Raw genomic sequence first — 14,738 nt, forward strand, 5'->3', positions numbered from 1 at the left:
TAAACCATAAGAAACCCGGCTCACCATGGCCGGGTTTCAGGTTTGTACTATTTTCTTATTGGCTGCTCCAAGGTTAACATTTCCTCTTCCATAGAAGAATGTTGTTGATTTACAACTTGGATGGCATCTAATACAGCTGCGTTATAAAAGTGGGGTCCTAGTGATTCTTTAATGAAGTCCAAAACTCTTTCCGCTGCAAATTCCGAAATTTCTTCATCCCTTTCATCTGAAAAAAACCTCTGGATATCAGAAATCATTTCTTGCTGCTGCTCTTTTTTGAACTTATAAAACATAGCAGGCCACTCCTCTCAAATTCATACAAGGAACACTTTATCTATAAATTAATCTAAATTACAGTCTTTATTTTTTTCTTAATTTATGTCAATTGAGAACATGTAGATGCAGGGAACAATAGGGCAAAGAAAACCTGTAAACAGACAAAAGGCTGAACCATCACATGCTGGTTCAGCCTTTACCATGGAAATTCAATCTTCTCAGCCAATTCTGGAAAATCAATGAACGGGTTGCGGTTTCCCTGGATATAATAGATGGCTTGATTGCGGTGCTGTTCGTACAGGGTTGGCGGGAATTCTTTGTTCCAGCGGACGAGCAGCGGAATATCGACTTTCTTTTTGAATTCGTTTTTTACACGTTTAGGATATCTTAGGAAAAAATAAAGCATGGCCCGAGCGGAGGCTCCCTTGCCGTGTTCAGGTTCGAACTCGAAGCCTGTTGTGACTCCGCAGTTATTCTGAATTGGCTCATCGTCACGTTCCGGATTGTAAAAATCAAAATCGGCGAATGGGTAGTTCGAGCGCGAGATGTTGCAATCAGGTTCACAGACAAAAAGGTGGTGTAGATCACCTTTCATCGGCTCGGCTCCCTCGAACCAGGACTGCGGCACAATATGTTCTGTGTTCATCTTGAAATGGTCCTCAAAAACCTTCAAATCCTTGATCGAATCAAAGCCATTCACTTGAATCTTGCGTGATCGCCGTCTGAACTCATCGTATTTCTCCCTCAGTGTTTCGTTATCCTCAATCAATAATGACTCCGGATCCTTCTTCTGGCTGGAATAAACACTCTTCGCGGAACCGTCCGGATATAAATCGACCCATGTGTACAAATACAAATCCTTTGCCAGGAAGTAGGGCAGCTGATTTTTATGAGATTGGAACACGATTGTATGGAATTTGTAAAAGAGGGCCAGACCTGACAAATCCAACTTCTGCGCACCACGGTAATATTTTTTGATATCCAGCTCATCTTGGTCTGGATCATAATAGAGCTGTTGATTACTCTGGATGTTCCTCCGGTTTTCCTTCAGGATTGTCAGCAGCTTTTTCAAATCCAGGGAATCGTACTTATGGTCCCAGCGGTCTTGTTGCCGTTGTTTTTTATACTTTGACATACCGAACTCCTCATTCTTGTCATGGTATCCCTATTTTACCCTTTAACAGATTGTCCTTCAAAGACTTGAGAGGATAAAATGCTCGAATAAAGAGTCTTCAATGACTAATGCAAGTAGCCAGATTTCTTCACTTCAACTCTCGCTTCATTCTTGAAGTTGCAACCATCCTCAAATGCACATTGGCTGCAGTCCTGAGATGAAACGATAGTGGTATATTTTCTGGGCTTTCTAATACTCTCTTTGAGTTCATTAAAATAATTTCTTGCTAGCTGGACATCATTTTCTTCAGGATAAAATTCGAAATGGCTGCCATCAAGAAGGGTAATCACTTCGACCTTCTCGGGGAGCTTTCCAAATGCTCTATCGGAAAAAAGGATCGTTAAATATGTATACAGTTTTACCATCGAATCGTCTGCATCCAGCAGATATTTTGAAACTGTGAAGCTTCGATCGCTCCAATTCCCAACCTCGAATTTGATCGAAACATTGATTTCCTCTATGGAAGTTTGAAATTGATCATACAAGAAGAGTGGAGAGCTATCGATTTCCCTTTTCCCCAGGACCTGCAGCAGATGATCTGTAATTTTTGCCAGAATTGTATAGTAATGAGCTTTATTCTGAAATAAATGGAGAGGGATCTGGTCCCAGTACTGCTGGATCAATCTTAGTGCCGCAATCTTGCTTCTTGTATTGGGCGGCAGGCTATAGAATTGATGGACAATAAGATTAACAGAATTTTGTACTGCCTGGCGCCAGCTATACTCGCTTAACTTCTTGCCGGTCACGAACTGATGATAAAACTTGTATGGACACTGCAGAAATGTTTCCAGATGGTAATCGGCCAGCATTTTCCCAGTTTGCTTCTCTCGCAAGAGCAATCCCTCCTTAATAATCAATTGATCAATTGAAGAATCATTTCCTTGTTTCTCTCTGAAAATACTTTGTTATGGGACGACACCATTGCCGCTTGGGAAGCTGCCGGTTCGATAAACTGTTTTGCTTTATTGACTGCGTTGGCTGCATCCTGGAATGTCCCTGCTATTAAATTCAATTTTCCTTCGTGCTTTAAAATATCTCCTGCAGCAAATAAGCCGGGGACGGAGGTTTCGCTTGTTGCTGTTCCATCGATGTAAAAATCATCAATCAACTTCGGTTCAAGTTCACTATTTTGCAGCAATGATGCGTCCTGATCAAAACCATGATTGACTAGTACATCGTCAACAGCAAGATGAAGGACTTCACCTGTATTCTGATTGGTGATTTCGACATGTTCAATTGATGACCGGCTTTGGTCAGCAATTAAATTGGTAATGCTCGAATGAAACACACATTCCACCGAGCTGTTCATCAACTGGGTCACTTGAGATTCATGGCCAGAGAAGCAATCTCTCCTGTGGACGAGATAGATCTTTTTTGCAACAGGTTCGAGAGCATTCGCCCAATCTATCGCCGAATTGCCACCACCGGATATGACAACCGTCCGACCCTTGAAATATTTGAGCGAATTGACCATATAGTGAAGGTTTGACACCTCGAATTTTTCCGCACCCTCAAGTTTTAGTTTCTGAGGTTTTAAGATTCCGCTTCCAATCGCAACGATGACAGATTTCGAATAGTGAATCTCTCCTGAAGCTCCTTTTAGTAAAAATAAACCCTCATGAGTACTGATTGATTCAATTTTTTCATTCAACACAACCTCTGGGCTGAAAGTCAGCGCCTGTTCCTTTAATTGTTTGATTAAGTTTGCACCGGTGATAGGACCGATTCCCCCAACATCCCAAATTACTTTTTCCGGATAGACATGAATCTTCCCGCCAAGATCTGGCTGGGCTTCGATTATTTTCGTCTTCATTTCTCTAAGGCCGGCATAAAAGGCAGAATAAAGTCCGGCAGGCCCGCCGCCAATAATCGTAAGGTCATAGATTTCAATATTTTCCATGGAAAACACTCCTAGTAGTGGATTGATCGAGTTAAATATTTTGAAAATAGGATGGAAAAATAGATAATTCACAAATCTGTCATTGACTGAATAAATTAATAGCTTTATAGTATACATTGTAAACGACATTGATAATCATTATCAACGAGAAAATGAAAAACTTTGGAGGAATGAGGAATGGTCCGCTTATACACAGACCAATTGAACGTGGGATACGGGGAAAAAACAATCGTGAATAACCTGACTTTAGAAATCCCCGATCAACAAGTCACGATTATCATTGGCCCAAATGGCTGCGGCAAATCGACTTTGTTAAAATCGATGTCACGAATCATTCCCCATCAGTCTGGCTCGATTTACCTGGATGGTTCTAGTATCTCTAATGAAGATACGAAAAGCCTGGCACGAAAGATGGCCATTCTTCCACAAACACCTGAAAGTGCTGCCGGCCTGACGGTAGGGGAATTGGTGTCGTATGGACGCTTTCCTTATCAAAAGGGATTTGGGAGGCTGACCAAAAAGGATATGGAGGTCATAAATTGGGCTCTTGAAGTGACAGGAACGGCAAGTTATAAATACGAGGCCGTCGATTCCTTGTCCGGCGGGCAGAGGCAGCGTGTCTGGATCGCACTCGCTCTCGCGCAGGAAACGGAAATGATATTCCTTGATGAACCAACGACCTATCTGGACATGGCGCATCAGCTTGAGATTCTCGAACTGCTTCAGAAATTGAACAGGGAGCAGGGCCGGACGATTGTGATGGTGCTCCATGATCTGAACCATGCAGCGAGGTTTGCTGACCACCTTATCGCCCTCAAGGCAGGAAGGATTGTCAAAACAGGAACAAGCGAAGAAGTCATCAACAAGCCTGTTCTCAGGAAAGTATTCCAAATTGACGCTGAAATCGGGAGAGATCCACGTACGAATAAACCGATTTGCATCACGTACAACTTATTAAAAGGAGAAGAAGAAAATGAAGAAATTACTTATGCCATTCCTGCTTATGCTGGTGCTCGTTCTTAGTGCTTGCGGAGGCGGAGAGACCACGAATAAATCAAGCGACGAAAAGAAAGAAGATTCCCCAGAAACGGTCACCTATCAATCTGAAAATGGTGCTGTAGAAGTCCCTGCAAATCCTGAAAGAGTCATTGTTCTTTCTTCTTTTGCCGGAAATGTAATGGCTCTAGATGTGAACATGGTCGGTGTTGATGCATGGTCAAAAATGAATCCACGCTTTGAAAAACTGAAGGACGTGGAAGAAGTGACAGATGAAAACCTGGAGAAAATCATTGAATTAAATCCAGACCTGATCATTGGTCTCTCTAATATCAAAAATGTCGATAAGCTGAAGGAAATCGCACCTACCGTGACTTTTACATACGGTAAGCTCGGTTACCTGGAGCAGCACTTGGAAATCGGTAAGGTTCTAAATAAAGAAAAAGAAGCCCAAGAGTGGATTGATAACTTCAAGGCAGACTCTAAAGCGGCTGGCGAAGAAATCAAGGCGAAAATTGGTGCAGACGCAACCGTTTCTGTTATCGAAAACTTCGACAAGGAACTGTACGTATTTGGCGATAACTGGGCAAGGGGTACGGAAATCCTTTACCAGGAAATGGGCTTGAATATGCCTGAAAAAGTGAAGGAAGCAGCTCTAGAACCTGGTTACTATGCGATTTCCCCGGAAGTACTGTCTGAATACGCTGGTGATTATGTGGTATTCAGCAAGAATGCAGAGGGAGATACATCGTTCCAGCAAACAGAGACTTATAAAAATATTCCTGCCGTAAAGAATAACCGTGTATTCGAAGTGAATGCGAAGGAATTCTATTTCAATGATCCTCTAACACTTGAATATCAGCTGGAATTCTTTAAAAAATCATTTTTAGAACAATAAAAAGTAGCAGGAGGAATTCTTATGGATTCCTCTTCTTGCTATAAGGAAGATGAGATGCATATGATCAACCAAAACAGCTCGCTCTCTATGCTGATTAAGTTCGCTGTCGGAATCATCGTATTAGTCGGCAGTTTCATGACGGCCATGGTATTTGGAGCAGCAGATACGACCATAAAGGAAATCTGGCTGGCACTTACTTCAACTACTAAAACAGATACAATAACCATGATCAGGGAAATCAGGCTACCAAGGGAGGTTGCGGCAATTTTTGTAGGTGCTGCCCTTTCGGTAGCTGGTGCAATCATGCAGGGCCTGACGAGAAACCCGCTCGCTGACCCGGGCTTGCTTGGTTTGACGGCTGGAGCAAATGCTGCATTGGCACTGATTATGGCGCTCAGTCCTTCGGCCGGTTACCTCGCCATCACATTTGCTTGTTTTATCGGTGCAGCTGTCGGCGTCGTCCTCGTTTTTGGGATTGGTGCCTTGAAGAAGGGCGGATTCTCCCCATTGCGAATCGTCCTGGCCGGAGCAGCAGTCTCCGCCTTTTTGTTCGCAGTGGCCGAAGGTATCGGTCTGTATTTTAAAATTTCAAAAGATGTCTCGATGTGGACAGCAGGGGGCCTGATGGGAACATCATGGACTCAGCTGAAAATCATTGTGCCGTTCATCTTGGTTGGAATGCTGATTGCTTTTTACCTAGCAAGGCAACTGACGATTTTGAGCTTGAGTGAAGAAGTAGCAGTAGGACTTGGCCAGAAGACCAGCTTGATTAAATTGGTATTATTCATTGTTATTGTTTTACTGGCAGGGTCTTCGGTTGCGCTTGTTGGGAACATGGCCTTTATCGGTCTGATGGTCCCGCATATCGTCAGGATGATTGTCGGTACCGACTATCGATTCGTCCTGCCGATGTCAGCTATTTTCGGCGCGTCGTTCATGCTGATCGCAGATACTCTTGGACGAACGATCAACGCTCCTTATGAAACACCGATTTATGCGATTATTTCCATTCTTGGACTGCCGTTCTTCCTGTTCATCGTCCGCAAAGGAGGGAAGAGCTTCACATGATTCATCCGTCCATTATCAAGAAACAAAGGTATATTGTGTTGACCTTGTCTGTTTTAATTATTATAACCATCCTAGTCAGTCTGGGATTGGGCTATTCCTCCGTATCGTATAATCGGATCTTGCCGACGATATTCGGAAATGGAACGTTCAAAGAAGAGTTTGTACTGTTTTCAATCAGAATGCCGCGAATTATCGTGACACTTCTAGCTGGGATGGCGCTGGCACTTTCCGGGGCGATTTTGCAGGGACTAACGAGAAATGATTTGGCTGATCCCGGGATCATCGGGATAAACTCTGGGGCAGGATTAGGAATTGCCGTGTTCTTTCTCTTCTTCCCAATCGATGCCGCTTCGTTTGCGTATATGCTTCCACTGGTCGCGTTCGGTGGCGCTCTGGTAACCGCGATTCTGATTTATTTATTTTCCTATAAAAAAGGAATAGGACTACAGCCTGTTAGACTGATTCTTGTCGGTATTGGTTTTTCGATGGCACTGTCAGGTGCAATGATTGTCATTATTTCAGCAGCAGAAAGGCAAAAAGTTGATTTTATCGCCCGCTGGCTTGCCGGCAATATCTGGGGAACAGACTGGCCGTTTATACTGGCACTTCTGCCATGGCTGCTGATCCTGGTTCCGTTTACGCTTTATAAAGCCAATCGCTTAAACCTTCTGAGCCTGAGCGATCCGGTCGCGATCGGTGTTGGAGTATCGATTGAAAAAGAAAGGATCGTCCTGCTTTTGACAGCAGTTGCATTAGCAGCTTCGGCCGTGTCGGTAACAGGCGGGATCGCCTTCATCGGCTTGATGGCCCCGCATCTTGCAAAAGCACTTATAGGTCCAAGAAACCAATTATTCCTTCCAATCGCAGTGTTGATCGGCGGATGGCTGTTATTGTTCGCAGACACCATCGGCCGCAACCTCCTTGAACCAGAAGGCATCCCGGCAGGAATCATGACCGCATTGATTGGTGCACCGTACTTTGTGTATTTGCTTTTAAAAAAATAGATGGCTGAGACCTGTGCAAAACTCAGGAATAGAAGGGCGAGGATATCAAACTTTCCTCGCCCATTTGCATATATACGAGAGGGGTTGAAGGTAGAATCCTGCCATAGGTACTGAACTTTGCTATACTGGCCAATAAGTAACCTAAAAAATTTATACATAGGTGTGTGGAATATGGAGAATAACGTATTTGAACAGATGGCCAAAAGATACGATACCGAAGACAGAATTGAATTAGCTAAAGTTATAGTGAAGGAAGTAAGACAAGAACTACAAAATAACAAATCCAGTTCCTTAATGGACTATGGGAGCGGTACAGGTCTGGTTAGTTTAGAATTATCAGACCTAGTTGATTCGATCTTGCTGGTAGACTCATCTCAACAGATGTTGGAGGTGGCGAATGCCAAGATTTCTAACAAAGGGATGACCAACGCAAAAGTACTTTATTCAGATTTCACTCAAGAAACTCCTGAACTTAAGGCAGATATCGTCTTAATGTCTCTAGTCCTACTTCATATACCGGATACTCAAAAAATTTTGCAAGAAATGTTCAGCATATTAAGTGACGGTGGCAAGCTGATTATTATTGATTTTGACAAAAACGATAAAATAAATCATCCGAAAGTTCATAACGGCTTTTCACATGAAGAACTGAACAAAAGTTTGACACGAGCTGGATTTAAATCTACTAAAATGAAGACATTCTATAAAGGAACTCGTATTTTTATGAACCAGGATGCCTCCATGTTTATTTCCAGCAGCATAAAGTAAGATAAATAACGGTCTGTTCACAAGCAAAGGGTGCTTTGATCCATTTTGGGTTAAGCACCTTTTTGTAGGTATGTAAGAATAGATGAAAATTGCCTGCTTTCAAATAAAAAAGTTACTTTTACTGTTTTAACCGCTTTTTAAGATATTTTAAATTCCAGCCAGCAGAAGAACAAGATTTTAAAAAAAGTTTGTTCCTTTTACTTGTAATGATTTAAATTCAGAAAAATAATTTATTCTTTTAAGAGTATTTCTTTTCGATACCGTGTATTTCAGTCATTTATGCATAAATTAACTACAAATAATTAAAGATGGTGACTATATGCAAACGGTTGGGCTTTTTTTGATTTTAGCGATATTATCACTTATTTCCTTGTATTTCTTGATGAAGAAAATGAACGTCACGAACATCTTGGGCTCTTATTTCTTATCCAATATTCTTATTACAAATACAGGTTTAATCATTAATCTAAATTTAAAATTAACAAAGCAAGACCCATCAAGTGAATTAATATTTTGGACACAAAAAATACCTGAGTTAACACTCAAGTCAGCTTTACTTTTATGGTTAATTTATATTTTGTTCTCTAATAGAACTATTTTTAGTAAATCAATCTATTCATTCATCTTTTTAACAGCACTTATTTCAATTGAAATATATTTCGTTCATATTAAATATTTGGAATGGGTAAATTGGAATGTATTTTATTCATATTTGAGATATAGTCTTATTTCTTTGTTATTGGCTATCTACTCCTTTTATTTAGAAAAACTGATTAATAAAGACAAAGAGGTGAAAACTATATGACCTTACCTCTTCCTGAGAAATTTGACGCGAATGAAATATTTATAATATCTTCCACCTTGATTACTTTTGCACTGATGTTCAAATTACCTAGGCACTTGTCTGCTGTAACCATCACTATCATTTGGACATTTAACATCTTTCTTGCTTTGACAGCTGACATCACCCTTAGTGTAAAACCTTATGAATTATACTTTACGATCGACCATAAAACCCATGAACTATTTGATGTATTATTGCACTTTGTAACTTACCCAACTCTGCCTTACTTTGTAGTAAACTTTTATCAATATTACAAACCCAAAGGTTTAAAGTGTTTTTCTTATATTGTTTTTTGGTCAGGAGTCGCCATAACTATCGAATGGATATCTGTTAAATTTCATGTTTTTACATATACCGGCTGGAATTTATTTTTATCCTTTTTGGTTTATTTAGTTGTATTTGCCGCTAACATTTGGCTTACAAACTTTACTGAAAAGAAACATCCTTCCAAATGACATCAACAAGTTGATACAAAATGATACCAATGGTTTTAACGGCAAAAGAGTATTGTAAAAAACAAATTAAATAAAATACAACTCACTTTCAATAAAATCAAAATTTTTCATTTAGCACTTCACGGTGAACTTACCACAACTTAGATAATTCCTTGTTATCACCATTCGGGCATATGAGTGAACAAGAAATCCCCTGAATTGGGGGCTTAGTTTAGGATCATGAAGGGAGCGGCTGCTCAATCCACTTATTGAAAAAAGGGACAGTACAAGAGTACAGAAGCAACGCTTAAATTGTGTTGCTTTTTCGCTTTGTCAGAAGTACTTCTGGTAAAAATCCTGTCTGACGCTTCCGCTTAGTTGAGCATAAATCCTAGTCGTTCCACTTTTCTCGTGGCCCAAAAGGCGTTTATCAGCTTCATAGGATTTCCACCCAGTTGATAGTAATAAATAAATCACTCCCAATTAATTGGATACTAAGAGGAATTAATGCCAGTTTTATAGAAATTAAGAATCAGGGTATTCAATATTAATGAAAGGTTTATTCCAAGACTATTAATGTAAAGATAATAAGATAGAAAAGGAGATTTAGTAATGTCCAACTGGGAAAAAATCGGCTTTTGATTCTCCTTAAGTTTTATATTGCTTGCAAAATAGCAGAAAAGGCCAATCTTAGATTTGGATGAAGTTACTTCTATAGATGTTGAAAAATTTATTCCTTATGCATTGGGAGATATGGAGTACGATAAGGATTATCTAAATGAAAACCTTACTGTTTTTACTTTTAATCAAATTATCGGTTATATAGAGACATCAGTTGAACTTGGGATACAGATAATAAAACCAATCCTTAAAAAACAGGGCAGTACGAAATAGGGTTGTAGACCCATGGGGAAATTGGCTGCTTTTTTTGAATCCTTCCTAATAAACAAACGAGGTGGGGATGGGGAAGTTTATATGCATTAAATAAACAAAAATTTTGGAATAAAGGAGAATGGAATATGTCCTTTCCTACACATATTGTATCCGCAGGTGGAATTGTTGAAGATTCAAAAGGAAATATCCTCTTAGTAAAAACTCATGACGGTGGTTGGGTTTATCCTGGAGGACAAGTGGAAGTTGGAGAAAACCTAATGGATGCTTTGGTTCGTGAAATCAAAGAAGAAAGCGGAATTACCACGACGGTTAGTTACTTAATTGGAGTCTATTCCAATACGGGATCTTTTAAATGGTATGATAGCGTAACTGATGTTCCTACCCAAGTTATTTTTGATTTCGTATGCAAACCTGTTGTTGGTCAATTGGCTGTTTCTGAAGAAACGACCGAAAGCCGTTGGGTGGCGAAAGATCAAGTTCTTGCCTTTATAACACATCCAGCTATTCGAACTCGCTATAAAGCTTATTTGGAGTTTGATGGAATGGTAAATTACATGGAATATGTTACGAATCCCCAGTTTACAGTCAAGCACCAGAAAAGTATTTCTAAGTAGTTTTTCTTCATCTGTTATCCGGACAGGCGCGTTTTTATTGTGAGATGGATTAATAGATTTTCAATTTGGTATAAAAGGCCCAAATTCACTGTTACCAAGAAGTAATGTTTAATTAAGGAACGGTTGAAATGGAGCTACTTCAAGGGTTAGCCTAGGCAGTTGCGGGGATTCTTTATTTCGCAGTAAATTATGCTGATTCCGGCTTTACCTTATAATTATGTTTCCAACATACAGTGAACCAGATTGCAGGATCAACCCTATTTAACACAGCCAAAGAAAAGGAGATTGCGAATTGATTATCGAATTTATTCTGTCATGATAGATAGGAGCTTCATATGAAAAAGAAAATGTTAATGTATAGCACCAGCTTTGTGATTTTGTTTCTGTTCCTGTTTGCTCTGGACAAATATAAGATTTATAAAGAAGAAGAGCCTCCGATTCCGGAGATTTCGGTTGATGGCATTTCCATCAACGCTCATCCAGGCCCATATGACTGGCGCGGCTCAAAGAAGAATACTGAAAATCCAGTAGAGATGCTCGCAGGGTTGCCTGGTGATAAGGTAAAGGAAGATAACAAGCTGACAATCGCCTTTCCAGAAGGCGGCCAGCCAAAAAAAATAACGGTCAGTGAATGGGACAGCTTTTCTAAAGAGCAAACCGATTACGACTACCAGGAGGGTTTTCCCATACCATACAGCTACAAAAGCTGGGGAATTGTCTATTTAATTATCAATGCGGAATGGAAAAATGATTCTGTTTCATATTATTTGAAGCTGAACGTAGAGCAGAATTATTATGGAGACATGCTGGCAAAAAAAGAAGGAGCACTTACAGCTATGGCGGTTGTTCCATCAGGAGAAGGCGCAAATTATGATTTGCCTGTTGAAGTGAAAAAGCAGCTTGAAAGATTTGAAATATACGATGATATTGAGTTTGTCAAAGCAGAGTTTCCAGGGTTAAGCAGCTGGGCACCTTCAACCATTCCTGTATACTTTGTGTTCAATAATGAAGACATGGATTTTACTACAAAGGATAAAGCGCAAATGATCCAGTACCTGGAGGCTGTTCCAAAGCCACCTTATACAGGCCTGCTGGCACCAAGGGACGGGGAAATCAGGGTCCTTGCGGTCGTCCCTCCTGGAGAAAAAGAATTAATCGATTCCGACCCTGAAATAAGGGGATTGCTTAATACATTCGAAGTTCATGATGACCTTGAGGCAGTTAAGAAGGAATTCCCGGAGTTAAGAGACTTAACTGCAGGTGCACTCCCGGTATACTATGTGTTCAATGACAAAAAACCGTTAATAACAACTTTTGACAAAGAAGAATTGAAAATTTTTATAGAATTCTATAAAAATAAATAAAAAAAAGTTGCAGCTGAGATGAGTGAAGAAGCTGTAAAGAAAGAGGGTCAGACATACGTGAATTCTGTGTTAGAACTTCTTCAGAAAGGCCTATTAACAGCAGATATTATGGAAGTTGACATGGATCCCAAATTTGCTTATAAGGTAATGGAATAACCAATAAGATGCAAGCTCATGTGGAAAATGAGTAGTTGAGTCACTATGTAGGATAGAGATGCAGTAATATGGGGAAAATTGATAACCGAACGGTATATATAAATAACCGTATAGCCCTTTTGGATTGTAATCAAAAAAGAACTAGCGTGTTGAAGTGGAAAATGGAACAACTCTATCTGACTTTTGGAAAATCGATAACCGTTTCCTCCTAAAGGTTATTTATAAGGAAATTATCTTTGGTAAGCGAGGTGCTAAGATGTTTGACCATTTTATGAAGGAGAATTTTCCGAACTTGGAACTTAGCCCCCCTTTGTTTTATAATTGGCCAATTGGGATTCGTTTTGAATTAGGCGTTAGCTACGATAGTGATAATGCTTTTGAAAATAGCCCTTATCTACAAAATGTATATAAAAGGGCTATTACTTTATTTAAGTATTTGCATTCCCAAGATGAAGAAATCTATATCGTAGCTGATGTAAACGATTATTCAAATGGAAAATCTTTTACATATAAATTGAATGCATTCTCTCGTTATATAAAGCAAAAAGCGGTTTTATATAAGATGAAACAAAATACATATATTTTTCCTAACGATGATGAAGGAGGAACATATAAAACACATAGATTTACTATAAATTGTAAAGTGTCAGACTTAAGTTATGTTCCGATGCTGAAAGCAATCTGCAATAAAGATATGGGGATAAAACCTAGTATTATTAATCGGATATATTTTGTAAACACCAACAGGAAAACCATATTTCATGTTTATGATGACAGAGGATGTGATTTAATAGCAACCTCTACGGAAACAATTAGAGATGTTTATGAAAAATTTATCGGATGGATATTAGATTATGACAGAAAAACAATAGATAAGATATTTCAATAATTTTCACCTGACAAGTTTTGCAGAGTACGCTGCCAATGATAGCGGCGGCTTTTTCATTATTAGTTTAGCAAGGTATACATAGGTTTGGTAAGGGGATTATTATCTTTTGTAGGGAATTGACCCTATTTGCTTAACCTAACAAGGAGAGCTGATATTGTGAAAAAGCAGTGCTGTGAGGACATGGATTACCATGCAAGTTTGAACTGCGAAATACATCCTTATGATTGTCCAGATAAAATAATCATATATGATGAGGAAAGCAATGAATACGGATTAGTAATTCATGATGGAGGTTCTTCAAGTATAGAAATTCATTACTGTCCCTGGTGTGGTTCTAAAGTGTAGGGTCTTGAAGTACTCGCTAATTTAGGAGAGAAACCAGAGGATTTGTTTAGGGTGAAAACATTTAACAAGCAGTAGCGTTGATCCTGGAAGGATTAGCGCTTTTTTTGTGGAATAACAATAGTTGATTAGTTTGAAAAAGGGGTGATGTCTTGGGTTTCCTTGCTTATTACTTAATAACAGTTGTTATTATCAGTGTGGTTTCGTATTTTTTATTATTAGTTACTAAGAAACTTAATTTTATAAAATTACTGCCAGGTTTATATATATATCTATTTGGAAGTTTTATAATATCGAGTATCTTTATTTACTCTTATTTCTTTTCTGACGGAGAATATATTAATAGAGGAATTGCTGGCGCATATATAGCAGTAGTATTTGTATTAATTGCTAATGGAATAGCTTATGTATTAACTCATTACATCGTGGTAAAAAAATATGCTGCTTTTTCTGGGGTGTTTTATATTTCATTACCGATTATAGGAGTGTTTTACATTAGCGCTTTTATTGTGATTGCAACTATCTTCAATTTATAATTTTTCATTCATAGTTGTTTTACTTTGAATAAGTAATTTTAATTGAATTAGAAAAATCTGTAACTTTTTCTGTGTGAAATTGAAACGTTTTTATAAATGAAAACGTAGATAATTTACAGCGAAGGAGGATGGTCATGAAAAGGGTATTGTCTATGTTATTTTTATTATTTCCCTTGATCATATTGGGATGCAGTCAAAAAGAAGAAAGGTTTGACCATACGGCACTTAAAGAAGAATTGAAAGAGGAAGGGATCGCCCCCAAGCTTCCGACGAAATTTCCAATGAGCATAGCAGGGTATGAACGAGTTATTCCTCCTCATGACACAAATATACACGAGGTGATATTCAATGGGGAAGATGGAGGGATGAAGCTTTCATTGACGATCCAACCTCCCTCGGTTGAATACAACAATGTTGAGGAAGATGATGTTACAGTTAACGGAAACAAAGGTTTCTTTATAAAGGGACCTGGATCCTCGATTCATTGGACGGAAGGCGATTATCATTACATTTTGACATCCTATTCAGAGGAAAATGGGACCAAGGAAAGTATGGTTGAAATAGCCGAGTCTTTTAAGTAA

Annotated in this window: 17 protein-coding genes; 13 read left to right on the forward strand and 4 right to left on the reverse strand. The window is 39.1% G+C overall.

Features of this window, described 5'->3' with window-relative positions:
• Positions 1 to 47 precede the first annotated feature (47 nt).
• The 4 genes from AC0VX7_RS10775 to AC0VX7_RS10790 all read right to left on the reverse strand — a co-directional run bounded on the left by AC0VX7_RS10775 (position 48) and on the right by AC0VX7_RS10790 (position 3,350).
• Positions 48 to 293 carry a DUF2164 domain-containing protein gene (locus AC0VX7_RS10775; protein WP_475427814.1) on the reverse strand — a complete coding sequence of 82 codons (246 nt, stop codon included), beginning with the start codon at positions 291 to 293 and terminating at the stop codon, positions 48 to 50.
• 179 nt (positions 294 to 472) lie between these two features.
• Complete coding sequence (locus AC0VX7_RS10780; protein ID WP_475427815.1) at positions 473 to 1,411, reverse strand: endonuclease I family protein; 939 nt, start codon at positions 1,409 to 1,411, stop codon at positions 473 to 475.
• Positions 1,412 to 1,515: 104 nt separating this feature from the next.
• On the reverse strand, positions 1,516 to 2,283 hold the full coding sequence (locus tag AC0VX7_RS10785) for a PD-(D/E)XK nuclease family protein (protein WP_475427816.1): 768 nt from the start codon (positions 2,281 to 2,283) through the stop codon (positions 1,516 to 1,518).
• Between the two features lie 20 nt (positions 2,284 to 2,303).
• Positions 2,304 to 3,350, reverse strand: coding sequence for an NAD(P)/FAD-dependent oxidoreductase (locus AC0VX7_RS10790; protein WP_475427817.1), 1,047 nt, complete (start codon positions 3,348 to 3,350; stop codon positions 2,304 to 2,306).
• Positions 3,351 to 3,527: 177 nt separating this feature from the next.
• On the opposite strand from AC0VX7_RS10790, the gene AC0VX7_RS10795 reads away from it, so the two are divergent.
• From AC0VX7_RS10795 to AC0VX7_RS10855, 13 genes are all read left to right on the forward strand, one after another.
• Positions 3,528 to 4,373 carry an ABC transporter ATP-binding protein gene (locus AC0VX7_RS10795; protein WP_215029191.1) on the forward strand — a complete coding sequence of 282 codons (846 nt, stop codon included), beginning with the start codon at positions 3,528 to 3,530 and terminating at the stop codon, positions 4,371 to 4,373.
• On the forward strand, positions 4,324 to 5,244 hold the full coding sequence (locus tag AC0VX7_RS10800) for an iron-hydroxamate ABC transporter substrate-binding protein (protein WP_475427818.1): 921 nt from the start codon (positions 4,324 to 4,326) through the stop codon (positions 5,242 to 5,244). Before AC0VX7_RS10795 ends, AC0VX7_RS10800 begins: the two co-directional genes overlap by 50 nt.
• Positions 5,245 to 5,331: 87 nt before the next feature.
• Entirely contained in the window at positions 5,332 to 6,312 is a 981-nt protein-coding gene (locus AC0VX7_RS10805) for a FecCD family ABC transporter permease (protein WP_475428135.1), read from the forward strand.
• Positions 6,309 to 7,316, forward strand: a complete 1,008-nt coding sequence (locus AC0VX7_RS10810) for a FecCD family ABC transporter permease (protein ID WP_475427819.1) — start codon at positions 6,309 to 6,311, stop codon at positions 7,314 to 7,316. The genes AC0VX7_RS10805 and AC0VX7_RS10810 overlap by 4 nt, the downstream gene beginning before the upstream one ends.
• Before the next feature lie 171 nt (positions 7,317 to 7,487).
• Positions 7,488 to 8,084 (forward strand): class I SAM-dependent methyltransferase, encoded by a 597-nt coding sequence (locus AC0VX7_RS10815; RefSeq protein WP_475427820.1) that lies wholly within the window; start codon positions 7,488 to 7,490, stop codon positions 8,082 to 8,084.
• 801 nt (positions 8,085 to 8,885) lie between these two features.
• Positions 8,886 to 9,383: a hypothetical protein gene (locus AC0VX7_RS10820; protein WP_475427821.1), complete on the forward strand. Its 498-nt coding sequence runs from the start codon at positions 8,886 to 8,888 to the stop codon at positions 9,381 to 9,383.
• Between the two features lie 675 nt (positions 9,384 to 10,058).
• Positions 10,059 to 10,256 (forward strand): hypothetical protein, encoded by a 198-nt coding sequence (locus AC0VX7_RS10825; protein ID WP_475427822.1) that lies wholly within the window; start codon positions 10,059 to 10,061, stop codon positions 10,254 to 10,256.
• A 125-nt stretch (positions 10,257 to 10,381) separates the two neighbouring features.
• Positions 10,382 to 10,870 carry an NUDIX hydrolase gene (locus AC0VX7_RS10830; protein ID WP_475427823.1) on the forward strand — a complete coding sequence of 163 codons (489 nt, stop codon included), beginning with the start codon at positions 10,382 to 10,384 and terminating at the stop codon, positions 10,868 to 10,870.
• Positions 10,871 to 11,205: 335 nt separating this feature from the next.
• Complete coding sequence (locus AC0VX7_RS10835) at positions 11,206 to 12,234, forward strand: hypothetical protein (protein WP_475427824.1); 1,029 nt, start codon at positions 11,206 to 11,208, stop codon at positions 12,232 to 12,234.
• A 427-nt stretch (positions 12,235 to 12,661) separates the two neighbouring features.
• Positions 12,662 to 13,279: a DUF3885 domain-containing protein gene (locus tag AC0VX7_RS10840; protein WP_475428136.1), complete on the forward strand. Its 618-nt coding sequence runs from the start codon at positions 12,662 to 12,664 to the stop codon at positions 13,277 to 13,279.
• Positions 13,280 to 13,435: 156 nt separating this feature from the next.
• The gene (locus AC0VX7_RS10845) at positions 13,436 to 13,624 is read left to right on the forward strand and encodes a DUF6980 family protein (protein ID WP_475427825.1); all 189 of its coding nucleotides are present in this window, start codon (positions 13,436 to 13,438) and stop codon (positions 13,622 to 13,624) included.
• Between the two features lie 149 nt (positions 13,625 to 13,773).
• Positions 13,774 to 14,157: a hypothetical protein gene (locus AC0VX7_RS10850; protein ID WP_475427826.1), complete on the forward strand. Its 384-nt coding sequence runs from the start codon at positions 13,774 to 13,776 to the stop codon at positions 14,155 to 14,157.
• Between the two features lie 134 nt (positions 14,158 to 14,291).
• Positions 14,292 to 14,738, forward strand: coding sequence for a hypothetical protein (locus AC0VX7_RS10855; RefSeq protein WP_475427827.1), 447 nt, complete (start codon positions 14,292 to 14,294; stop codon positions 14,736 to 14,738).

The sequence above is a fragment of the Mesobacillus sp. QJM3NY_10 genome (assembly GCF_056173465.1).